Annotated in this window: 19 protein-coding genes and 1 pseudogene; 8 read left to right on the forward strand and 12 right to left on the reverse strand. The window is 64.6% G+C overall.

Annotated features, from left to right (window positions below; genetic code table 11):
* The first annotated feature begins 43 nt into the window (after positions 1 to 43).
* Positions 44 to 841, forward strand: a complete 798-nt coding sequence (locus tag N0B15_RS17530; RefSeq protein ID WP_263021007.1) for a YqjF family protein — start codon at positions 44 to 46, stop codon at positions 839 to 841.
* Positions 842 to 851: 10 nt separating this feature from the next.
* Here the strand turns inward: N0B15_RS17530 and N0B15_RS17535 are convergent, their stop codons facing one another.
* The 4 genes and pseudogenes from N0B15_RS17535 to N0B15_RS17550 form a co-directional block, all read right to left on the reverse strand.
* The gene (locus tag N0B15_RS17535) at positions 852 to 1,841 is read right to left on the reverse strand and encodes an ornithine cyclodeaminase family protein (RefSeq protein WP_263021008.1); all 990 of its coding nucleotides are present in this window, start codon (positions 1,839 to 1,841) and stop codon (positions 852 to 854) included.
* 161 nt (positions 1,842 to 2,002) lie between these two features.
* A complete protein-coding gene (gene thsA, locus N0B15_RS17540; RefSeq protein ID WP_263021137.1) occupies positions 2,003 to 3,688 on the reverse strand; it encodes a thermosome subunit alpha in 1,686 nt (561 codons plus the stop codon).
* Positions 3,689 to 3,944: 256 nt separating this feature from the next.
* Positions 3,945 to 4,502, reverse strand: a complete 558-nt coding sequence (locus N0B15_RS17545; RefSeq protein ID WP_263021009.1) for a KH domain-containing protein — start codon at positions 4,500 to 4,502, stop codon at positions 3,945 to 3,947.
* A gap of 70 nt (positions 4,503 to 4,572) precedes the next feature.
* Positions 4,573 to 4,914: pseudogene (locus N0B15_RS17550) on the reverse strand (metallophosphoesterase family protein); the annotation flags it as partial.
* A 65-nt stretch (positions 4,915 to 4,979) separates the two neighbouring features.
* On the opposite strand from N0B15_RS17550, the gene N0B15_RS17555 reads away from it, so the two are divergent.
* The 4 genes from N0B15_RS17555 (at position 4,980) to N0B15_RS17570 (ending at position 8,402) form a co-directional block, all read left to right on the forward strand.
* Positions 4,980 to 5,426 (forward strand): hypothetical protein, encoded by a 447-nt coding sequence (locus N0B15_RS17555; RefSeq protein WP_263021010.1) that lies wholly within the window; start codon positions 4,980 to 4,982, stop codon positions 5,424 to 5,426.
* A gap of 22 nt (positions 5,427 to 5,448) precedes the next feature.
* On the forward strand, positions 5,449 to 5,883 hold the full coding sequence (locus N0B15_RS17560; RefSeq protein ID WP_263021011.1) for a hypothetical protein: 435 nt from the start codon (positions 5,449 to 5,451) through the stop codon (positions 5,881 to 5,883).
* On the forward strand, positions 5,880 to 7,043 hold the full coding sequence (locus tag N0B15_RS17565; RefSeq protein ID WP_263021012.1) for a tyrosine-type recombinase/integrase: 1,164 nt from the start codon (positions 5,880 to 5,882) through the stop codon (positions 7,041 to 7,043). The genes N0B15_RS17560 and N0B15_RS17565 overlap by 4 nt, the downstream gene beginning before the upstream one ends.
* A 219-nt stretch (positions 7,044 to 7,262) precedes the next feature.
* A complete protein-coding gene (locus N0B15_RS17570; RefSeq protein WP_263021013.1) occupies positions 7,263 to 8,402 on the forward strand; it encodes a DNA cytosine methyltransferase in 1,140 nt (379 codons plus the stop codon).
* On the opposite strand, the gene N0B15_RS17575 is transcribed toward N0B15_RS17570, so the two are convergent.
* The 5 genes from N0B15_RS17575 to rio1 form a co-directional block, all read right to left on the reverse strand.
* Positions 8,386 to 10,056, reverse strand: coding sequence for a DEAD/DEAH box helicase family protein (locus N0B15_RS17575; RefSeq protein WP_263021014.1), 1,671 nt, complete (start codon positions 10,054 to 10,056; stop codon positions 8,386 to 8,388). The two genes, N0B15_RS17570 and N0B15_RS17575, sit on opposite strands and share 17 nt — an antisense overlap.
* A gap of 1 nt (position 10,057) precedes the next feature.
* Positions 10,058 to 12,475: an ATP-binding protein gene (locus N0B15_RS17580; protein ID WP_263021015.1), complete on the reverse strand. Its 2,418-nt coding sequence runs from the start codon at positions 12,473 to 12,475 to the stop codon at positions 10,058 to 10,060.
* Positions 12,476 to 12,541: 66 nt separating this feature from the next.
* Positions 12,542 to 12,979, reverse strand: a complete 438-nt coding sequence (locus N0B15_RS17585; protein ID WP_263021016.1) for a hypothetical protein — start codon at positions 12,977 to 12,979, stop codon at positions 12,542 to 12,544.
* Between the two features lie 63 nt (positions 12,980 to 13,042).
* Complete coding sequence (locus N0B15_RS17590; RefSeq protein WP_263021017.1) at positions 13,043 to 13,207, reverse strand: hypothetical protein; 165 nt, start codon at positions 13,205 to 13,207, stop codon at positions 13,043 to 13,045.
* Between the two features lie 72 nt (positions 13,208 to 13,279).
* Positions 13,280 to 14,152 (reverse strand): serine/threonine-protein kinase Rio1, encoded by an 873-nt coding sequence (gene rio1 / locus N0B15_RS17595; protein WP_263021018.1) that lies wholly within the window; start codon positions 14,150 to 14,152, stop codon positions 13,280 to 13,282.
* A 104-nt stretch (positions 14,153 to 14,256) separates the two neighbouring features.
* On the opposite strand from rio1, the gene ligA reads away from it, so the two are divergent.
* Complete coding sequence (gene ligA, locus N0B15_RS17600) at positions 14,257 to 16,371, forward strand: NAD-dependent DNA ligase LigA (protein ID WP_263021019.1); 2,115 nt, start codon at positions 14,257 to 14,259, stop codon at positions 16,369 to 16,371.
* Positions 16,372 to 16,446: 75 nt separating this feature from the next.
* Here ligA and N0B15_RS17605 read toward each other — a convergent pair whose 3' ends face one another.
* Both N0B15_RS17605 and N0B15_RS17610 read right to left on the reverse strand, forming a co-directional pair.
* Positions 16,447 to 17,319, reverse strand: a complete 873-nt coding sequence (locus N0B15_RS17605; RefSeq protein WP_263021020.1) for an ABC transporter permease — start codon at positions 17,317 to 17,319, stop codon at positions 16,447 to 16,449.
* Complete coding sequence (locus N0B15_RS17610; protein ID WP_263021021.1) at positions 17,316 to 18,266, reverse strand: ABC transporter ATP-binding protein; 951 nt, start codon at positions 18,264 to 18,266, stop codon at positions 17,316 to 17,318. Before N0B15_RS17610 ends, N0B15_RS17605 begins: the two co-directional genes overlap by 4 nt.
* 135 nt (positions 18,267 to 18,401) lie before the next feature.
* Between N0B15_RS17610 and N0B15_RS17615 the strand changes: the two genes are divergently transcribed.
* Both N0B15_RS17615 and N0B15_RS17620 read left to right on the forward strand, forming a co-directional pair.
* Positions 18,402 to 20,138 (forward strand): excinuclease ABC subunit C, encoded by a 1,737-nt coding sequence (locus N0B15_RS17615; RefSeq protein ID WP_263021022.1) that lies wholly within the window; start codon positions 18,402 to 18,404, stop codon positions 20,136 to 20,138.
* Positions 20,139 to 20,205: 67 nt separating this feature from the next.
* Positions 20,206 to 20,502: an SUI1 family translation initiation factor gene (locus N0B15_RS17620; RefSeq protein ID WP_263021023.1), complete on the forward strand. Its 297-nt coding sequence runs from the start codon at positions 20,206 to 20,208 to the stop codon at positions 20,500 to 20,502.
* 8 nt (positions 20,503 to 20,510) lie between these two features.
* Here the strand turns inward: N0B15_RS17620 and uvrB are convergent, their stop codons facing one another.
* The gene (gene uvrB, locus N0B15_RS17625; protein WP_263021024.1) at positions 20,511 to 22,562 is read right to left on the reverse strand and encodes an excinuclease ABC subunit UvrB; all 2,052 of its coding nucleotides are present in this window, start codon (positions 22,560 to 22,562) and stop codon (positions 20,511 to 20,513) included.
* Between the last annotated feature and the right edge of the window lie 98 nt (positions 22,563 to 22,660).

The following is a 22,660-nucleotide window of genomic DNA, read 5'->3' on the forward strand; positions in this document are numbered from 1 at the left end:
ACGGATCGACGAGTGACCCACCCTCGAATCGCACCAGCACGCGATGAGCCGGGCCGACGAGCGTGTCGAGCGCCGCGACCGAGACCGCGAGCGGACCGCCTGGGGGCTGAAGCCGGGAGCGCGTCGGCCCGCACTCCCCCACCCGTTCTCGATGACCTGGCGCGACGGTCTCTTCCTCCACTGGCCGGCCGACCCCGGTGCACTCGAACACCACGTCCCGCCCCCGCTCGAACTCGACACGCGAGACGGCCGGGCGTGGCTCTCGATCCTGCCGTTCGTCCTCGCTCGAGCCGGAATCCGTGGCTCGCCCGGGTTCACGCGGCTGTCGGTGCCGGAACTCAACGTCCGAACCTACGTCCGCTTCCGGGGCGACCCTGGCCTGTTCTTCTTCAGCGTCGACGTCGACAGCGCACTCCTCGCGAATCTGGTCGGCGGGCTGAGCCGCCTGCCGGTCTCCCGCGCACGGATGCACGTCGAGGGCGACGACGAGCGGGTGGCGTTCTCGAGTTCACGGCCGGGAAGCGAGGATGAGCACGACTGGACCGGCGCCAGATTCGCCGCGACCTACCGCCCCGATGGGCGCGTGTTCTACGCCGAACCGGACTCGCTCGAGTACTGGCTCACGGCGCGCCGACGTCTCTACGCACCCGGTGGCCGCGGGGTGTTGAGCGCGGAGGTCGCCCACGCCCCCTGGCCGCTGCGCCCCGCGGCGGTGACGGTCCACGAGAACACGATGTTCGCGGCCAACGGTCTCCCGGAGCCGAGCGGGGAAGCGCTCGCACACTACTGTGGCGAACTCGAGCTGACGGGGTCGGTTCCCCGGTGGCTGCGCCGGCGGTGACGCGAGCGGGTCACGTGCCGCCGAAGAAGTCGAACGGGACCCCGTCGCCGGACTCGAGTGCGCGCTCGTAGACGACGTGTGCGGTCGCGACGTCCTGGATCGCGAGACCGGTCGAGTCGAAGACCGTGACGCCGGTCTCCGGCGTGCGACCCGCAGCCTCGCCGACGACGACTGCGCCGATCTCGGCGTGGATGTCCGCCTCCTCGAGTACCCCCCGACTCCAGGGAACGTTGATCTCCCCCGAGTGGGTACACTGCTCGTAGTCGTCGATGACGAGCGTCGCCATCTCGAGGAGGTCGTCCGCGAGTTCGTGTTTCCCCGGGGCGTCGGCCCCGATGGCGTTGACGTGGGTGTGGCCGGTGACGTCCGCGAGCGAGACGATCGGTTCGTCGACCGGCGTCACCGTCGAGAGCACGTCGCAGTGGCCCGCCTCGGTGATCGACCCCTCGCGAACGTCGAACTCGTCGCCGAAACGCTCGAGGAACGCGGTGACGCGCGCCTCGTCGAGGTCGGAGACGACCACCTCCTCGATCGATCTGGCCTCGCTGATGGCCTCGAGCTGGGTGTACGACTGGACGCCCGCACCGACGATGCCGAGGCTGGTGGCGTCCTCGACGGCGAGGTAGTCGGTGGCGACCGCTGCGGCCGCGCCGGTGCGTTTCGTCGTCAGACTCGCGCCGTCGAGAATCGCGAGCGGGTAGGCGGTCTCGGGATCGGAGTAGATCATCGTCCCGAGAACCGTCGGCAGGCCGTGGTCGGCCGGGTTGTCCGGGTGGACGTTGACCCACTTCAGCCCGGCGGCGTCCCACTCGCCGGTGTCGAGGTAGGCGGGCATCGAGCGGAAGTCGCCGTTGTACTGGGGCAGGTCGACGTAGGACTTCGCGGGCATCTGAGCGCGGTCTCGAGCGGCGGCGGCGAACGCGGCTTCGACGGCGCGGATCACCGCGGCCGTCTCGGCGTGAGCGTCGACCGCGTCGCCGTCGAGGAGGAGTGTCTGCATACGCGGAGAATGTCGGGGTTGCTACTTAGTTCGTCACGTCCGCTCGAGTGTCGCGTACTCAGCGGGTCTCGAGCGAGAAAAACGGAGATTCGGCGTCGAAAATGCGGTGGTCGAACGGAACGGAGAGCGTGATCGGTGTGGTGGTGGGTGCTCGGGTGCGGTTACATCATGCCGCCCATGCCACCGCCCATGCCGCCCATGCCGCCCATGCCGCCGGGGGCACCGCCGGGACCGCCCGGTGGCATGTCGCCGTCGTCATCGTCGTCTTCGTCGACGCTGCCGCCGACGAGGTCGCCAGCCGCGATGACGTCGTCGATGCGAAGGAGCATGACGGCCGCTTCCGTCGCGCTCTCGATCGCCTGGCTCTTGACGCGCAGTGGCTCGTAGACGCCCTCTGCTTCCATGTCGATCACGTCGCCGGTGTAGGCGTCGAGACCGGCGGCGGTCGCCCCGCCGTCGTGTTCGCTGCGGAGTTCGACCAGCGAGTCGATGGGGTCGAGTCCGGCGTTCTCGGCGAGCGTCCGGGGGACGACCTCGAGTGCGTCGGCGAAGGCTTCGACGGCGAGCTGTTCGCGGCCGCCGACGGAGTCGGCGAAGTCACGGAGGGCGAGTGCGAGTTCGATCTCGGGTGCGCCGCCACCGGCGAGGACCTTGCCGTCCTGGATGGTGGTGCGGACGACGCCGAGGGAGTCGTCGATCGCACGGTCGACCTCGTCGACGACGTGCTCGGTGCCGCCGCGGAGGATGATCGTGACGGCTTTCGCGTCCTCGACGTCCTCGACGAAGACGCGCTGGTCGCCGCCGACGTCCTTCTGGGCGACCGAGCCGGCGAAGCCGAGGTGATCCTCGGTGAGGTCGTAGACGCCGTTGACCGGCCGGGCACCGGTCGAGCGGGCGAGGCGCTGGATGTCCGATTTCTTGACGCGGCGGACGCCGAAGATGCCCGCCTCGGCGAGGTAGTGCTGGGCGAGGTCGTCGATCGCGCCGTTGACGAAGACGGCGTCGACGTCCAGGTCGACGAGCGTGTCGACCATGTCCCTGATCTGGGCTTCCTCCTGGTCTAAGAACTCCTGGAGCTGGTCTGGGTCGGTGACGTTGACCTCGGCGTCGATCTCGGTCTCTGCGACCTCGAAGGCGTCGGAGATGACGGCGATGGTGGCGTCGTCGACGAAGAAGGGCATGTTTTCGGAGACGCGCTCTTTGTCGATGATGACACCCTCGACGAGTTCGGAGGTGTCGATCGCGCCGCCGACGGCCTTCTCGACCTGGACGTTGTCCGTGTTGATGCCGTCCTCGTCGGCGACGGCCTGGATAGCGTCGACGACGAGCTCGGCGAGGAGATCTTTCGCGCTCTCTGCGCCCTTGCCCGTCATCGCGGTCGCAGCGATCTGGTGGAGGATCTCCGAGTCGTCTTCACTCACGTCGATGGCGATCTCTTCGAGGACATCGGTCGCCTGCTCTGCGGCCTGACGATAGCCCTGAGCGAGCGTGGTCGCGTGGATGTCCTGATCGAGAAGTTCTTCCGAGCGCTTGAGCAGCTCACCGGCGACGACGACGGCGGAGGTCGTCCCGTCACCGACTTCGTCCTCCTGGGTCTCGGCGACCTCGACGATCATGTTCGCCGCCGGGTGGTCGATGTCCATCCGCTTGAGGATGGTGACCCCGTCGTTCGTGACGACGACGTTACCCGCCGTGTTGACGAGCATCTTGTCCATCCCTTTCGGGCCGAGCGTCGTCCGCACCGCCTCCGCGACGGCTTTCCCAGCCGTGATGTTCATCGATTGTGCATCCTTGCCAGACGTTCGCTGGCTCTGCTCCGAGAGTACGATGAGGGGCTGGTTGCCCATCTGTTGCGCCATAGTCAAAGACAGATTGATTGTTATTCTATATAAATCTTCCCCTATTGGACACAGGAAACCGCCGGACGCAGGCGAGTCGACGGTTCACACACCACTCCCCAGGAGACTGTTTATCACACACATATGCCGGAGCGAGCCACTTCTGGATACACGAGCCTCGTGGCTCATCACCGGCCGAACGTGCGGACGACCCGAAATCCGAGACACGGCGAGCGCGAAAGAGGTGGTGGCGAGGGGTGACGGCCTACGAGTCGCCGCCGGGGTAGCGGTGGGACTCGAGTGCCTGGTACTTCATCTCGTTGTGTCGCTCCTCTAAGAAGGAGTAGACGGTGCCGTGGGGAGCGCCGTCGAGGAGCATCTCGGCGGCGGTTCTGGCCGTCTCGACCTGCGGTGGGGTGCCGATGATGCCGAGGGTCGTCCCGTAGATGACGACCGACGCACCGCTGAGCTGTTCCATGAGTTCGCGCGTCCGACCGCCTTCACCGATGAGCCGCCCTTTCTGGCGTTTCACGTCGTTTTTGTTCCGCGAGGCGGCGTCGATGTCGACCAGGTCGAACAGCATCATATCGTCGACCAGCAACGTCAGTGCGTCCTCCGGCGAAAATCCGCGGCCGATAGCGCGGACGATCTCGGGCCCTTTCAGCCCCTTCACCGGATCGCCGACCGCCTCGACCGCCACGGAGCCGTTCTCCGAGTCGATGTCGAGACGAACTTCGGCTTCGGTCTCGATTTCGCGCATCGTCTCCCCACCCTGGCCGATGAGCACACCGATGCGGTCCTGCGGTATCTTCACGTGCTGCATACACTCGAGTACTCACCGCCGACGGTTAAGGCCTTGGACCGCCGGTTCGCGCGTGCGGATCGAAGACTCGTCACACCCCCTCGAGTACCGACCGGAACGTAAGCGACTCAGAGCGGGTATCGAGGAGGGCAACCGTCCGGTGGTCGTCGGGAATCGTCGGGAAGTGCCCACCGGGGTTGGCGAGCGTGGTCCGGCCGACCTCGCGGCTGACCCGCTCGTGGTGGTGGCCGTAACAGACGTAGTCGAACTCCTGGCGCTCGGCGAGTTTGTCGACCGCCTCGAGGTCTTCGCCGTGGACCAGAGCGACGCGAAGGCCGTCGAACTCGAGGTCGGCGACCCGGCCGTGGAGTTCGCTGGCGCCGCCGAGGGCCTCGAAGCCGGACTCGAGTCCGGCGACCTCGCCGTCGTTGTTTTGAAAGGAGCAGATATCTATTGGTAGATCGACGTGGTATCTATCACCAAGGAGAAGACCACTTTATGGCAGATACCCAGCCCGCGATGACCTATCCGACTGAGGGCCAATACCAGCGGTGGAAAACACGGGCCGCCGAGATGGACATATCTGTCAGTGAGTTTATGCAAGCGATGGTCGAGGCCGGCATGAAAAAATTCGACGCAGACGCCGTCGAACCTGACGAATCTGCTCGCGAACTCCGCCGCCAGCGCAACGACCTACGAGACGAATTTCAGGCCACCCGCGAGCGAATCGAGAAACTCGAGCGTGACCTGTATCGCGGCGAGCGCCGGACCATCATCGAGTACGTCCACGAAAACCCTGGCACTACCTACGGCGAGCTTCAACAACACATCATCAATACCGTACCGTCGCGCGTGAACCGCTTGCTCGACACGCTCGAGGGGGAAGAAGTTCGCGCCGACGACGGGGCCTACTATCCAGTCGACGACGGTGGTCGCAGTGGCTAAGTCCGTGACGCCCACGGGGAATATGGGTGTTTACAAGCACCTCGACGATGTTCCAGAACGCTACCGGTTGGCGAACTTCGCCAGCGAGTACGACGACCGAGACACATGGGCAGCGTACGTCGCCGACTGCCATGCCAATCGAAGCGAGTACGTCGATCGGATGCTTCGCCGGTTCGAACGCCGGTGGAAGGCGCACATGGTCGACCGGGGACGGCACCACGCACTGGCGACGCCAGCTGACATCGAGGCGTTCTGTGCGGACCTAGTTGAGCGAAACACGCTCTCGACTTCCTACGAAACGTACTGGTTGCGCATCGAAGCCTTCTACCAGTGGCTGCAGGCGCACCCCGACCATCCCCACGTCTACCACCCGGTACTCATGGCCGCTGCCGTACACCCGAACGCGGCGACGCTTTGGGAGTACCGTATCGAGCGAACGGGGGTGAGCAACCCATGACCCGCCACGAAGCCAATACTGACGCGAACACCGACATGGAGATGGACGCTAACACGGAGGCCGGTACCAGTCAGGCTCGCAAGCAGCTGGCAGCCGCGTTCGGACGCGACATCGATCCGCTCAAACCGTATGCCGTGACGTTCGAAGAGACAGATATCGACCCGTTCGACGTATTCGTCGAGGAAGTGCTCGAATCGAAGAACCTGTCGTCGTCTACGGTCGAGCGCTATCACACCTACTTCGACGAGTGGCGTATGTTCATGGCCGAACAGGGGCGCTATCCAGCGTGTCCGAACGAGGGGCACGTCCGGACGTTTATCCACCATGAGCTACACGAGCAAGGGCACAAGCCTAGGACCGTCCGTGAGAAGTTGCAAAAGCTGAATCGTGCATACGAGTATTGGCAGACCGATAGCGCACTCCCGCACCCCCAGGAGTTCAATCCGTTCAAGCTGGCACGCGAGAAGGTCGATCTGAGCCGCCAGACCAAGAAGCCGCCGCATAACATCCCGCTGACGGACCTTCGCGAACGGGTTCAGTCGATCGGCCATGTCCGTGACCGAGCGTACGTCGTCCTCCCGTTGAAGCTCGGCCTACGTGCCAGTGAACTCACGAACATCCAGCTGCAGGATGTTAGTTTGGCCCATCCCGATATCCGTGCGCACTACCCAGAACTCGGGATGCATCCTCGCCTCGAAGATCGGGAGAACGCGATCTACGTGCCTCCGAGCGGCGAACGTGAAGGGAACAAATCAGAGCTAGGTCGGATCCTGCCGCTCGACGACGAATCCCGGCGGGTACTCGTTAAGTGGCTGCTGATCCGCCCTGATAACGGCCTTCCGTGGGTATTCTTGACGAAACAGGCACACACGAAACCCGAGCATGACGGTGTGAACGACGTCTGGAAGGTGGTTTTCCGGCCGGAGTACGACGAGACCGACGAACACCGCGCTGTGACGTCGCATTTCGGCCGCCACTTCTTCAGTACCTACTGGCGGGTGAAGCAAGACGCGCCGCGCGAGGTCGTGAAATATATGCGCGGGGACAAAACAGATCGGGCAGCATCTAACGGTCGTGAGGCGATCGACGAGTACCTCCACACGTTCTACGACGATGTTGAGCAGTTTTATCGCGAGAACGTGTTCAAGCTGGATCTGTAAGGTGGTTCAATCTAATCGGCTGTGTGAAAATCCGGGGTAGCACGGAGGAGTTGTCTGCTAAATCGAGAGGGGGCGCGAAGTTTTTGGATGAATGCTGGTGGGTAGAAGGGAGCAAAAGATCGACAGTCATGCAAGTAGGAGATGAGGCGGGGCCAAACCGCAGGACACGGGCCCGTACGCTACGAAAGGATTTTATCCAGCCTGCTTGAATGACTGTTCATGGGAGACGAGTTCCGGTGCGTCGACCTCTTTTGTGGTGCCGGTGGTTTCTCGCTCGGGTTTCAAAGCGCAGGGTTCGATGTCGTCGCGTCTGTGGACCGGAACGAGGCCGCTCTCGAGACATACTCGCACAACTTCGACAACGTGGCTACGTTCGAAACTGACATCCGGAACTTTACGCTCAATATGTTCGAGGAGCATTCCGGGTACGACGCTCGGGACATCGATGTCGTCATCGGTGGTCCACCGTGCAAGGGGTTCTCTACAGCTGGGCGGATGGACCCCAACGATCCCAGGAACGAACTCGTCGTTGAATACGCGAAGACCGTTGCCGAACTGGATCCCGAAGTCGTAGTTCTTGAAAATGTTACTGGCTTCCTCAACATGCATGGCGGCCAGTACCATGAAGAACTCCGCGAGACGCTGAGCGAAATAGGCTACACCGTCCAACAACCCGAAGTGCTGACCGCCGCAGACTATGGAGTACCGCAGTTGCGTGAACGGGTGATCATCGTCGCTACGAGGGGCGGCCGCGTAGAGGTTGCCTCGCCAACGCACAGACCCAGAGAGGGGCAAGAGCCGCTCCGTGGCGGTGAGGATCTCGATCCGTACGTGACCGTCGAGGACGCCGTGGGCGACCTGTCGTTCTTGCGCTACGGACAGGAGGCGACCCAATACAAACTCCGGCCCCTAACGGACTACCAGCGCGAAATGAGAGATGGGGCCGACGAGCTTTACAACCACAAGGCGCCCAACCACGGCAAGACGGTCCGCGAGCGGTATGACCAATTCGACTATGGGCAGGAAATGAGCGAACTGGACGAACAGTACCAGACGAAGAAACACTCGATGAAGCGGTGGCACCCAGAGGAGCCGGCACCGACGGTGACAACGCTCCCCGAGGACTTCGTCCACTACGACCGGCTACGAATCCCCACTGTTCGAGAGGTTGCCCGTATCCAGTCGTTCCCCGACTGGTTCGAGTTCAAAGGCCCGCGGACGACTGGCGGGCAGAGGCGGCGAAACTCGGTACCGCAGTACACACAAGTCGGGAACGCGGTCCCGCCAAAATTTGCGGAGGCAATTGCGGATCGAGTGGCGGACCATCTGACAGCCCAGCGAATTATTCCGGGAACTTGATCTGGTCTTCCCCGTCCCTCGTGCTGATCGCGGCCTTGTCAGCGAGGTACTCGCGGAAGAAGCTCTGGGCGTTCTGGTCCTGAAACGAGAGGTCGAAGTTACCAGGTATTACCTCGATACCGTCCCCGCGCTCCAGTTTGGTGTCAATGTCGACGGCCTCGGCTATCCGCCTGATGTCGGCCACCAGATCCATGGCGACTACCTGATCTTTGCCCTCCGCAAGTCGGAGTCCGCGGCCGAGCTGCTGGAGAAAAATCCGTCGGCTGTGGGTCACCCGGAGGAACACGATGATGTCCACCTCTGGGATGTCGACGCCTTCGTTCAGCATGTCGACCGCGGTCAGCACTTCGGCCTTTCCGCGCCGGAACGCTCGGAGCCGCCGTTCGATCTCTCGGTTGTCGAGGTCGCTATGGAGTGGGCGCGCCCCGAAGCCACCCTCCCGCAGCCGGTCGGCCATCCGCTTTGCGTAGTCGATCGATGGACAGTAGAAGATCGCCCGTCCGGTGTCGCTGCTCTCCCAGACGGACTCGAACTCGTCCATGATTTTGTCGTCGCGCTCCTGAATGAACAGCCGCCTGTTGAGGTCGCGGATGGTGTAGTTCTGTGAAGAGCGGTTTTGGACTGCCTCCCAGTCGACGTTGTCGCAGTACAGCCGGTAGTCGACGTCGGTGAGGTACCCCTTCCTGAGCCCCTCGATGACGTCGATGGTCAACTCGTCCCGGATCGGTCCGAAGAGTCCTTCAAGCGACCGTTCGTCTTCGCGCCAAGGCGTCGCCGTCAGGCCTAGCAAGAACTCCGGATCGGTCCTGTTCAGCACCCGTTTGTACGACGGAGCAACCGCGTGGTGTGCCTCGTCGACGACAACGATGTCGTACTTCTGTGCTTCTTCGGCGGGAAACCTCTCCGTACTGGCCAGGGTTTGGAACGTACCGACGTCGATTCCACCGTCGAAGGCTGGGGACTCGTTTCCGTACCACAAATGGGTACTAACGTCCTTCGGGAGATGGTTCCACATGGATTCTTCGAACTGTCGGACGAGAGCCTTCTGGTCTGCGAGGACCAACACGCGGGCGTCGGGACGGCCACGGAGGACTTCGCTCAAGAAGCTACCCGCAACGAACGTCTTCCCGAGCCCGGTTGCGAGCGAGAGGAGCGCCTCGCCGTAGCCATCGTGGTAGAGCTCCAGCAGACGTTGGATTGGCTCTCGCTGGTAGTCGTAGGGTTCGTAGTCGTTTTCTGGCCACCGGGATAGCGACTCGTAGTTCCTCAAGAGATCGTTGCCCTCCATAATCCCAATGGAGTAACCAGCTCCCCTCAGTTCGCGGAGCCGTTCGTTGGCTGTGTCAGATAGGCGGGTGTTCGTGACGCAAACACCCTCGTCAACGCCATAGAACTCCATGGCACGCTTCACGTCGTTGACGATCCGCTTGCTGGCCGACCGCTCTACCGCAGACTTATACTTCACTTGTGCGACGATCTCGCGCTCGTCGCTCGAAGCCACTACGTCGGCTCCCCGATCGCCCGGTCCGCCTACCAGTGCCACGTGCGACCACCCGCTGTGGTTGAAGAGGCGGCCCACGGCGCGCTCCAGACACCTCCAGGAGCCTCGTTCGATTCGCTTCGTTGAGAGGAATCCGTCTGGATCGGCGGTCATCTCAGGAGGAGCCCGTCGCCTCGGCTTCGAGGAGCCGTAGGCTCTGCGCTGCGCGGTCGACTTCGATCCGCCTCGCCGCACGGGCTGTGGCTGGATCAACCTCTGTCGCCTCTTCGGCGAGCATGATCACGTCGCTCAGGTACGCACGGAACTTGTCAACAGATCGTTCCTTCAGCTTGTCCGTGCCGAGTTTGGCGTACGACTGCTGCCATACGGCACCGTCGAAGAACTGCTCGGGGTGGGCCTCGAAGTAGCGAACCAGTTCGCGGTGCGAAGCGTACTCAAGGTACGCACTCGACGCGAGTACTTCCTCGACTGCTTCCTCCCCCAGGTTCTCTTTGAGCCAGATGTTTTCCCTGACGTCGTCTTCCACGTCGCTGTCGACATCGAAATCCTGAAGTTCGAACTCCTCATCCGCGATCCGGTGTTTTATATGCCGGAGTTGGTCCTGAGCCCGCGACGCCAGTCCTTCCGGACTGACCCGGCTGTCGGAGCAGTACTTCGCCTGTAATTCCGCGAAGAGGTGCGTGTGCCGCCAGTGGCCGGGGTTGTCCATCTGGTGACGGTACGTGTAGGCAGCTTCCATCAGGACGGTCGTGATCGGGTCGTGGCCGAACTCGGTGAAGAACTGGTCACCGGGATCGTACCTGATCGTTCGTTCATCGTAGGAATCGCGAGCGACGTCCACAGGTCCGTCCTCGAGCTCACCATCGATCAGACGGTAGACGTTGAACTCGATGTCGGGTTGGTCGATATCATCTAAGCCGTATTTCCCCGAAAGCGACTCGTCACGCTCGTACTCGGGTTCCGTCTCCACTCCGTCCCCAACCCCCGCATCGTCGGTAGCCCCTCCATCGCTGTCTGTTCCGGTCTCGGGTTCAGTTGTTGTGGTTTCCCCCCCGGTGACCCCGTCTCCAGTGGTATCGGCCGATGGGTCGATGTTAAACCCAGGCCCAGAACTGCCCCCGCTCGAGTCACCACCTCCTCCGTCGTCGCCAGCCGAGTCCGTTTCGCCACCAGAACCAGTGGTGGGAGCCGTCCCTGAAGAACTCCGCATCGCACGTTCTGCTCGCTCGACCAGCTCCCACCACTTCGAGTCGTCTTGGTATTCGTCTTCGCCGTCCCAAAACTTCTCTGCCCACTCCTTCGGACGGGAGTTGTCCCCTGTTACGTTACCGTCCTCGTCGACCTCGCCAGGGACGAGCCGCTTTTTGCCGACTTCGTTCCCCGTGCGGTACCCCTTGTACAGCTTGCCGATGGGGGACCGGTTCGGCGCAAAGCTATCGTCTCTGTTTGGCCTCAACGGTGCCTCTCCGCGAACCGCTTTCCGGACCTTCTCCCACCTTGGGTTCGACTTCTCGAAGGAGTCCTTCGTGTTTGAAACCGGAACGAAGTCGATGTGGAGTTCGCCGACGATCCGGCCACCCCAGTGGAGCGTGTCGAGTGGGTATTCCCTCTCCATTACGCCGTTGGAGTTCTCCCACTTGAACAGCGACTTGTCGTGCTTTTCGATAACTCGGCCATTGCGGATCAGGTCGATGCCGAATCGTTCTTCGTCGAAGAACCGCTGGATCCCGACCCACCCCCACACGACTTGCTCTCGGTGGACGACGTCGCCCCCGTCGTTGCACACCATGCACTCGGGCTCGTCCGGCAGCTCTCCGCCTATGAACGGGTCCGCCAGCCACGACCAGCACTCTTTGCAGTAGAAGCCTTCGCCGACCTTCTCTTCGATTTGTTCCATCGCGGGGTACTCTTCGCCACCGATCTCCACGCTGCGCTCTTCGCTCCACGTGCAGGCGGGACGGGGGCTGAGTTCGTCATTGTTCAGGACGATCTTTACGTTCTCCCGCTCGAGTACGGGAGTGTACCAATCTCCGAGCTTCTCGGGCATCTTCCACTTTCGACGGAGCGTTCTCGCCATCTCGTTGAGCCTGCCGATCCGAATCTCCGTCCCGTGGTCGGACGAATCTATCTTCTCCTCGTACTCGACGTCGACCTCGAAACTCCCCTGTCCCTTTAGCTTGCGGAAGTCGATCGTCGCGACTGCCCAGTTGTCGTCGCCCGTGCGTGTCGTCCGGACTTTCGTCCGATTACCAAGTCGGGCGGTGGCAATATTGAACCCCATCCCGAAGAGCCCCATTTCGTCGAGCGGGTCTTTGCCCGAATAGCCGGCCCTGAGGTTGTTTCGGAGGGCTTCTTTGGACATCCCCGGGCCGTTGTCTCGTACGACCACTTCAGCGTTTTCGTAGTCATCCTTGTACTCGTGGATGGTAGGTGGCTGGATCTCGATTACGAGAGTTTCTCCACCGTCAGAACTGTGACCGCGCCCCGGCGTTCCCTGAATTCCCTCGTCCAGAGAATTGTCGATGAACTCGGCGAAACAGCGCGCTGCCGACAGGTCAACCTGACCCAGCATCTTCAGGACTCGCGGTGTCGGCGTAATATCGATAGTTTCTGTTGTTTGGGATGACATACTGTTATGTCAATACCCAATGCCGCGGGGGGACTTAACGGGTTCCCAACCGAGGTGGAAGTGGACGTAGTCAGCACTTGAATAGACCGTCGCCTCGCCGCTGATCCCGCCATCGGTGAGGAACAGTTCGGCGTCGACGCGAGCGACGCCGTCGGCGATGTGGACCGTCTCGACGGCGACGCCGGTGTGCTGGAGCCCCGAGACCGACTGGTGTTCCATCGCGTAGTCCGCTTCCGATGCCTCGACGAACGCCCTGACCGCGTTCTCGGTGAGCGTCGACGGCGGCGAGGCCTCCGTATACGGACACTCGTTCGAGAGCGCGTCGAGCGAGGGAGCGGCGTCGGTCTCGTTCGAGGGCGGATCGCTCGAGCGGGGGCCGTCGGAGAGACAGCCAGCGAGGGCGGCCGTCCCGACGCCAACGGCCGCCAGCACCTGTCGGCGGTTCATACAGTCGCAAATGAGAGCCGCCGGTAAATGCTTTCAGGAGAACAGAACAGCGGGTCCCGACGGTCACGAGGGGTGCTGGTGGACGAGGCGCTCGCCGACGATTCCGGGCACCGGCGTCGCACAGTCGCGACAGCGAAAGCGCCGCCCGGTGGTCGTCGACTCGACCTCGAGGTCCTGTTTGAACCGGAGCGGGGCGCCACAGACACACCGGTAGCTCGCGTCTGCCATCGTCACGACCTACTCCCGTCGACGAGATAAACCGTCTGCAGGCGAGCACGCACGCGTTTTCGCCCTCGGCACTCAGCTTCTCGAGGGATCGGGCTCCGGCTGGGTGACGAACTCGAGGAGTTCGTCGCCGGTGACGTCGACGCCCTGGCGGGCGAAGAAGTTCGCGACGTTCTCACAGTCACGGATCAGGAACTCGCGGCTGTTGGGGTGGTGGACGGTGACCCCCTGGCCGAGGTCGATGACGACGAGTTGGCCGTCCTGGAAGACGACGTTGTACTCGCTGAGGTCGCCGTGGATGAGTCCGGCGGCGTAGAGACGACGCATGTACTCGGCGAGCACCTCGTAGGCGGTCTCGGGGTTCTCGATGTGGAGTTCGCCGAGGCGTTTCGCCCGGCCGTCCTCGTCGCCGAGGTACTCCATGACGAGGACGTTTCGCTCGGTGGCGATCGGCGTCGGTACGCGCACGCCAGCCTTGCGGGCGCGCTCTAAGTTCGCCGACTCCTTTTTCACCCACGCGAGGACGACGTCCTTCTTCTTCCCGCCGAGACCCTCGAAGCGGGGGTCGCCCTCGAGATAGTCGCGCATCTGTCGGAAGTTCGAGGCGTTGATCCGGTAGACCTTGACGGCGACGTCGGTGTCGTCGGGACCGAGCGCGTGGTAGACGTTCGCCTCCTTGCCGGTCGAGAGGGGGCCGCCGAAGGCGACGACGTGGCCGTCGTGGACCAGTTTGTAGAGCGCAGCGAAGGTCGCGTCGTCGAACACCGACTGCTCGACTTTGAACTGATCGGCGTCTTTGATGCGCTTTTGGAACTGGTGGAACTCGCGGTCGCGCTCGCGGGCGAGGCGGTCGGCCTCCGTATCGGAGACGTCGATCGCTTCCCACTCGTCGCCCGGGATATCCCCACCTTCGGGGTCGAGCAACTCGAACTCGTTTCCGGTGTCCATCTACCACCTCTAACGGGGCGAGCGGCTAAAGGTGTGGGTGTCGGGGCGAACCGGTCGGAAGCCAAACCGGTCGCGTTTAAGCGCAGGCGTGCGAACCCCCGCTAATGCCCGTCGCCGACGAGGAGAACCCCTATCTCGAGGAGCCACCGACCGAGTTCGAACCGCTCGAGGATATCAGCGACGAAGCGGCCGAACGGCAGGCCGACCGGCTCCGGGAGGCGGTCCGCGAACACGACCGCCGCTACTACGTCGAGGGCGCGCCCACGATCGCCGACCGGACCTACGACGCACTGTTCGCCCGCCTGCGGGACCTCGAGGAGGCGTTCGGTCTCGAGACGCCGGACAGTCCGACCCGGGCGGTCGGCGGCGAACCGCTCGAGGCGTTCGACACCGTCGAGCACGTGGCGCCGATGCTCTCGATCGACCAGAGCGGCGAAGCCGAGGACGTCCGCGAGTTCGACCGCCGAGTCAGACGAGAACTCGAGGCGGCCGGGATCGAGGAGGTCTCCTACGTCTGTGAGCCGAAGTTCGACGGCGTCTCCATGGCGTTCGTCTACGAGGAGGGGCGACTCGAGCGTGCGGTCACCCGCGGCGACGGCCGCGAGGGCGACGACGTGACCCAGAACGCCCGGACGATCGGCTCGGTTCCCGGACGGCTCCACGACGATCCGCCCGCCCGCTTCGCGGTCAGAGGCGAGGTCTACATGCCCAAAGCCGCCTTCCAGGCGCACAACCGCGAGCGGATCGAACGCGGCGAGGAGCCCTTCGCCAACCCGCGAAACGCCACCGCGGGCACGATTCGCCAGCTCGACCCCGCCGTCGTCGCCGAGCGCCCGCTCGAGGTGTTCTACTTCGACGTCCTCGACGCCAGCGAGCTCGCCGAGACCCACTGGGAGGAACTCGAGACCTTCCCCAGCTACGGCCTGCGGGTGACCGACCGCGTCGAGCGCGTCACGGAGATCGAGGACGCCATCGCCTACCGGAATCGCCTGCTCGAGGAACGAGACGACCTCCCGTTCGAGATCGACGGCGTCGTCATCAAAGTCGACTCGCGGGACGCGCGCGAGGAACTCGGCCGGACGGCCAGACACGACCGCTGGGCGTTCGCCTACAAGTTCCCCGCCCGCGCGGAGGTGACGCCCATCGTCGACGTCGCCCTCCAGGTCGGCCGGACCGGACGGGTGACACCCGTCGCACTGCTCGAGCCGGTCGACGTCGGCGGCGTCACCGTCTCGCGGGCGAGTCTCCACAACCCCGAGGAGATCGAAGCCAAGCGTGTCGCCGTCGGCGACACCGTGCGCGTCTCGCGGGCGGGCGACGTCATCCCCTACGTCGAGGAGGTCGTCGAGAAGGGACGCGAGAACAGTTCCGAGAGCTACTACCAGCTCCCCGAGCGCTGTCCGGTCTGTGGGAGTCCGCTCGAGCGCGACGGCCCGCTCGCCTACTGCACCGGTGGGCTGGCCTGTGACGCCCAGCGGCGGCGCTCGATCGAGTACTACGCGAGCGACGCCGGCCTCGACCTGGAGGGTCTCGGCGAGCGAAGCGTCCGCCAGCTCGTCGAGGCGGGTCTCCTCGAGAGCGTCGCCGACCTCTACGAACTCGAAGTGGCAGACCTCGAAGCGCTCGAGGGCTGGGGCGAGACCAGCGCCGAGAACGTCCTCGGTGAGATCGCAGCGAGTCGCGAACCCGACCTCGAGCAGTTTCTCGCCGCGCTCGGCATCCCGCACGTCGGTCCCGCCACGGCGCGCGAACTCGCCCGCGAGTTCGCCTCCGTCGAGGCGGTTCGCGAGACCGCCCTCGAGTCACCCGCCGACCTCGAGTCGGTCGACGAGATCGGCGAGACCGTCGCCGAGGCGATCTCCGAGTTCTTCGCGAGCGAGGGGAACGCCGCGGTTGTCGACGCGCTCCTCGAGCACGTCAGCCCGCAGGCGAGCGAGGGGAACGCCGGTGGCGACGCACTCGAGGGGGTGACAGTCGTCTTCACCGGGTCGCTCTCGGAGCTGACCCGCAGCGAGGCGCAAGCGCTCGTCGAAGCCCACGGCGCGAACGCGACGAGCAGCGTCTCCGGCAACACGGACTACCTGGTCGAAGGCGAGAACGCGGGGACCAGAAAGCGTGAGGACGCCGAGGCGAACGGCGTCACGGTGCGCTCGGAGGCAGAATTTCTCGAGGAACTGTCTGCGCGTGGGATCGACCTCGAGGCGGCCGGGCTCGAGTGAGCGGACTACCGTAGCGGCCGGGCTCGAGTGCGTGAAAAACCGATCCGGTGTGGCACGGAGAAGTCGCCCGAATTTTCAGAGGTCAGTCCGGTTGAACCGGGCGATGCCGATCGCCGTCGGCACGACGACCCAGCACAGCAGGATGACGAGCGAGAACCAGTCGCGTAAGAAGAAGGGCGTACGCTCGAGTTGGCCCTCGAACGCGAGGACGGCTATATCGATGTCGACGGCCGACGTGACGAGCGAGAGGATGTTCGTATAGGACATGCCAGGGTCGAGGTAGTAGAGAAAGAGCAGGAGCTGATAGGTGTATTCACTGTCGGGAAGGTATCCCAGACTGATCAGCGTGAATCCCGCGATGAGGGCGAGGTCCCAGAGGAGATAGAAGAGCAGGAAGATCGAGAAGAGAATCGCCGCGGCGGCCGTCGTCGAACGGACGGTCGAGGAGACGGCCACGGCGATGCTCGTGTAGGCGACGGCGTAGATGATCGAGACCAACAGCAGGCCGCCGTATTCGGCGACATCGAAGCCACCGAGTACGACCGCGACGATCACAGCAGCGAGGGCGAAGCCGATGATCAGCGAGAGTGAGAGCACCGCCGAGCGCCCGATTACCTTTCCGAGGATGGCGTCGGTGCGCGAGTGTGGCAGCGAGAGCATGATCTTGATGCTACCCGACTCGCGTTCACCGGCGATGGCTTTCCAGCCGAGGAGCAAGGCGATGAGCGGGATAGCAGGCCGTGTGATGCCGCTGAGGTACATGACGAGCACTTCGGTCGTCGCCCCCTCTGCGGCGATGTCCTGTCCGAAGTACGCGAGCACTCCCACGACCAAGGCGATCACGAGGAAAAACAGCGCGCTCAGCCCCCAGAAGGTCCAGGAACGGACCGCGTCCCGGAAGTCCTTGATCGCGATCGCCCGGACGCTCGAGAACTCGACGCCGCTCATGTGCGCACCTCCTGTTCGACCGTCTCTCCCCTCGAGCGTGATCCCGAGGTGTAGGCGTGGAAGACGTCCTCGAGCGAGGACTGCTCGGTCGAGAAGTCGACGACCTCGACTCCGGCGGCTTCGACCTCGCTCAAGACGGCAGTCTTCGAGCCACTCGTCTTGACGAGCAGCGCCGGTGGCTCGGTGTCCTCGCCGGTGGCGCTCGTCACGTCGGGCAGCGAGCGGACGCGCTCGAGGGCGTCCTGGCTGGCGCGGTCGACGACGACCCGGAGCGTCGAGCCACCGCCGACGGAGTCGCGCAGGCCCTCGACGGTATCGATGGCGACCATCTCGCCGGCGCGGAGGATGCCGACGCGGTCACAGACCGCCTCGACCTGTTCCATGATGTGACTCGAGAAGAAGACGGTCGCGCCGCGGGCGGCCTCCTGGCGGACGAGGTCGCGCATCTCGCGCGCGCCGTTGGGGTCGAGACCGGTCGAGGGTTCGTCGAGGATCAGCAAGTCTGGGTCGCCGACGAGCGCCATCGCCAGCATGAGTCGCTGGGACATCCCCTTCGAGTAGCCACCGGCCTTCTTGTCGATGGCGTCGACGAGGTCGACGCGCGTCAGTAGTTCCTCGGGGTCGTCGTCGGTCCCCTTCGAGTCGATGGCGAACTCGAGGTGCTGGCGGGCGGTGAGTCGGCTGTAGGTCTCGACGCCTTCGGGGAGGACGCCGATCCGTCGCCGGATCTCGCGGCTGTCGGTCTGGGCGTCGAGACCGAAGACGCGGACCTCACCGGCAGTCGGGCGGGCGAAGTCGAGGAGGATGTTGATCGTCGTCGACTTGCCCGCGCCGTTCGGCCCCAGAAAGCCGAACACTTCCCCCTCTTCGACCTGAAACGAGAGGTCGTCGAGCGCGAGCGTGTCGCCGAACCGCTTGGAGAGCTTATCGACCGATATGGCGGTCATGGCTGCACAGTCACGTCGGCCCCCGATAAATTTTGTCACTCGAGAACGATGATCGGGTGAGAGAACTCACCGAGCGACACCGGAGATACACGTCGACGGCAGGCTCAAATGCATCGAGGAGCTACACCGGGGCAGATGAACGCCGAGACGGTTCGCGAGCGCGCCACAACCCTCCCGCGCGAGCCCGGCGTCTACCAGTTTCGTGCCGACGGGACCACCCTCTACGTCGGGAAGGCGGTCAACCTCCGCTCGCGCGTGCGCTCCTACGCCGACCCGCGCAGCGGGCGCATCCGCCGGATGGTCGAGCGGGCGAGCGAGATCGAGATCGCCGTCACCGACACCGAGACCCAGGCGCTCTTGCTCGAGGCGAACCTGATCAAACGCCACCAGCCGCGGTACAACGTCCGGCTGAAAGACGACAAGTCCTACCCGATGGTCCAGCTGACGGCCCACGACGCCCCGCGGATCGAGGTGACGCGCGACCCCGACGAGGCGGCGACGGTCTACGGCCCGTTCACCGACCGGAGCCGGGTCGACACGGTGGTGAAAGCCCTCCGGGAGACCTACGGCCTTCGCGGCTGTTCCGACCACAAGTACACCGGACGCGAGCGGCCCTGTCTCGACTACGAGATGGGGCTGTGTAGCGCCCCCTGTACGCGTGAAATCTCGCTCGAGCGCTACCGCGAGGACGTCAGCCGGGCCGAGCGCTTCTTCGAGGGTGAGACCGGCGTGCTCGCCGAGCCGTTACACCGGGAGATGGAGGCTGCGGCAAGTAGCCAGCAGTTCGAACGGGCGGCGAACCTCCGGGACCGACTCGAGGCGGCCGAGGCGTTCCACGGCGAGGGCGGCGAGGCGATCCAGTCGGTCGGCGGCGAGCGGGCGGTCGACGTCCTCGGCGCGTCGCTCGAGGGCGAGCGCGCGACGGTCGCCCGGCTACGCGCCGAACGGGGCAAACTCGTCGAGCGAGACCGCCACACGCTGACGGCACCCGCGCGCGGCGAGGAGACGCTCCCGTCGGTGCTCGCCGCCTTCCTCGTCCAGTACTACGCCGAGCGCCGGCTGCCGGACGCCATCTTACTCCCGGAAGGACACGGCGACGAGGAGGTCGCCGCCTGGCTCGCGAGCGAGGGCGTCGCGGTGCGGATTCCCGGCGTCGGCCGCGAGGCGAAACTGGTCGAGCTGGCGCTGAAGAACGCCCGCAGCAGCGTCGGCCGCCGCGACGAGTGTGGCGCGCTGGCCGACGCGCTCGGTCTCGAGTCGGCCCGGCGGATCGAGGGCTTCGACGTGAGCCACGCCCACGGCACGGCCGCCGTCGGGTCGAACGTCGTCTTCGTCGAGGGGGCCGCCGAAACCGCCGACTACCGCCGGAAGCGCCTCACCGACCAGAACGACGACTACGACAACATGTGCGCGCTGCTCGAGTGGCGCGCCAGACGCGCACTCGAGGGGCGAGACGACCGGCCCGACCCCGACCTGGTGCTCATCGACGGCGGGGCGGGCCAGCTCGAGGCCGCGCGGGGAGCGCTCGAGACCGTCGGCTGGGACGTCCCCGCCATCGCGCTCGCGAAGGCCGACGAACGGGTCGTCACGCCCGAGCGCGAGTTCCGCTGGCCACGCGACTCCCCACAGCTACACCTCCTCCAGCGGGTGCGCGACGAGTCCCACCGCTTCGCCGTCCAGTACCACCAGACGGTCCGCGACGAGGTCTCGACGGCGCTCGATGCCGTCCCCGGCGTCGGCCCGGAGACCAGAAAGCGCCTGCTCGGGCGCTTCGGCAGCGTCGAGAACGTCCGCGAGGCGAGTCTCGAGGAGTTACAGAGCGTCTCCGGCGTCGGTGAGCAGACGGCGCGGACGATCAAAGCCAGGCTCTGATCATCCGCCGCGACAGTCACTGACATCCCGGGACGGAGCTAAGGCACTCGAGAACCTCTCTTCGCGTGTGGCAGACGACGACCCACTCGACGACTTACTCGAGGAACTCGACGCCCACGACGACCTGACGCGGACGGAACAGGCGGTCTCGGTCCGCATGGAGCGACGGCGCTACGGCAAGCCGATGACGATACTCGAGGGATTCGACCTCCCTCGCGCAGACGTCAGAGACCTCGCCTCGGAGCTGAAGCGCTCGCTCGGTACCGGCGGCACCGCGGAGGAAGGGCGCATCGAACTCCAGGGCGACCACCAGCGTCGCGTTCCCGAACTGCTCCGCGACCGAGGGTTCACGGTTCGTGAGTGAGCCCGGTCTCAGAACTCCTCTGCGGGCGGCGCGACACCCTCGTTACCACCGAGGTCGAACTCCGCGCGGACCTCCCGGAGGCGGTCTCGAATGTCCGCCGCCAGTTCGAACTCGAGGTTGCCCGCCGCCTCCTGCATCCGGTCCTCGAGTTCGGCGGCGTATCTCGCGGCGTCGTCTTCGTCCTCGAGGTCTCGCCCGGAGATGCTCGAGGTGTCGGTCTTGCTCCCGGGGAGGTCGCTCTCGCTGACGGCCTTCTCGATGGTGGTGGGTTCGTAGCCGTGGTCCTCGTTGAACTCGCGTTGGATCTCTCGGCGGCGAGCCGTCTCCTCGATGGCGAACTCCATGGCGTCGGAAACCTCGTCGGCGTAGAGGACGACCTCGCCGTTGACGTTTCGCGCCGCCCGCCCCATCGTCTGGACGAGCGTGGTCTCAGAGCGTAAGAACCCCGACTGGTCGGCGTCGAGGATCGCCACCAGCGAGACTTCCGGGATGTCGAGGCCCTCGCGCAGGAGGTTGATGCCCACGAGCACGTCGATCTCACCGAGTCGGAGCGAGCGGATAATCTCGTGGCGCTCGAGCGTGTCGGTCTCGTCGTGCATGTAGGAAACGGCGACGCCCGACTCCTCTAGGTACTCGGTGAGGTCTTCGGCCATCCGTTTGGTGAGGGTGGTCACGAGAGTGCGCTCCTCGCGCTCGACGCGTCTGTCGATGCGGTCGATGAGGTCGTCGATCTGTCCGGTCGCCGGTGAGACCTCGATCTCGGGGTCGACGAGGTGGGTGGGCCGGACGATCTGTTCGGCGACGCGCTCTGAGTGGTCGCGCTCGTAGTCACCCGGCGTGGCGCTGACGAACAGCGCCCGGTCGAGTTTCTCCTCGAACTCTTCGAAGGTGAGCGGCCGGTTGTCGTAGGCGGTCGGGAGGCGAAAGCCGTTCTCGACCAGCGAGTCCTTGCGGGACTTATCGCCCGCGAACTGCCCGCGGACCTGCGGGAGGGTGACGTGGGACTCGTCGATCACGGTGAGAAACTCCTCGGGGAAGTAATCGAGCAGCGTGTAGGGCGTATCGCCCGGCTCGCGGTCGTCGAAGTAGACCGAGTAGTTCTCGATGCCCGAACAGTAGCCCGTCTCCTCGATCATCTCGAGGTCGAACGTGGTCCGCTCCTCGATACGCTGGGCGGAGAGTAAGTCGCCCGCCCGCTCGAAGTACGAAATTCGGGAGTCGAGATCCGAACGGATCTCCTCGGTGGCTGCCTCGAGCCGTTGTTCGGGGATCGAGTAGTGTTCTGCCGGGTGGACCAGCACGGCTGGGAGTTCGCCTTTGACCTCGCCCTCGAGCGGGTCGACGGTGAGCATCCGGTCGATCTCGTCGCCCCAGAGTTCGACGCGGACGGCGTAGCGGCCGTACATCGGGAAGATCTCGAGGGTGTCGCCGCGGACGCGGAAGGTGCCCTGGGTGAAGTCGACGTCGTTGCGCTCGTAGTTCAGGTCCACGAGCCGTTTCAGCAACTCGTCGCGGCCGACCTCCTCGCCGGTCTCGAGACGCATCGCCATCCCCTCGTAGTTGCGCGGATCACCGAGACCGTAGATCGCAGAGACGGAAGCGACGACGATGACGTCGTCGCGGGTGAGCAGCGAGCGCGTCGCGGAGTGGCGCAGCCGGTCGATCTCGTCGTTGATCGAGGCGTCCTTGTCGATGTAGGTGTCGGTCTGTTCGACGTAGGCCTCGGGCTGGTAGTAGTCGTAGTAGGAGACGAAGTACTCGACGGCGTTGTCCGGAAAGAGGCTGCGAAACTCCTCGTAGAGCTGGGCGGCGAGCGTCTTGTTGTGGGCGATGACCAGCGTCGGTTTCTGGACTTCCTCGATCACCCACGAGACGGTGTTCGTCTTCCCGGAGCCGGTCACGCCCAGGAGCGTCTGGCGTTTCGCGCCGTCGTCGAATCCGTCGACCAGCTCGTCGATCGCCGTCGGCTGGTCACCCGCTGGCTCGAACGGGGCGTCGACCGCGAACGACGTCGCGGCGTCCGGTCGGTCTGGCTGGAGCGGACCTCGAGTGTCACTCACGATAGCCCGGATACGGACCGGAGGCACTTGACAGACACGCTCCCGGACGCTCACGACGGGTGACCGGTCGGGTCTCGAGCGTCGCGCGGCCGGACGGC

It is taken from the genome of Natronobiforma cellulositropha, assembly GCF_025629245.1.
In the GTDB taxonomy this organism is placed as follows: Archaea; Halobacteriota; Halobacteria; order Halobacteriales; family Natrialbaceae; genus Natronobiforma; species Natronobiforma cellulositropha.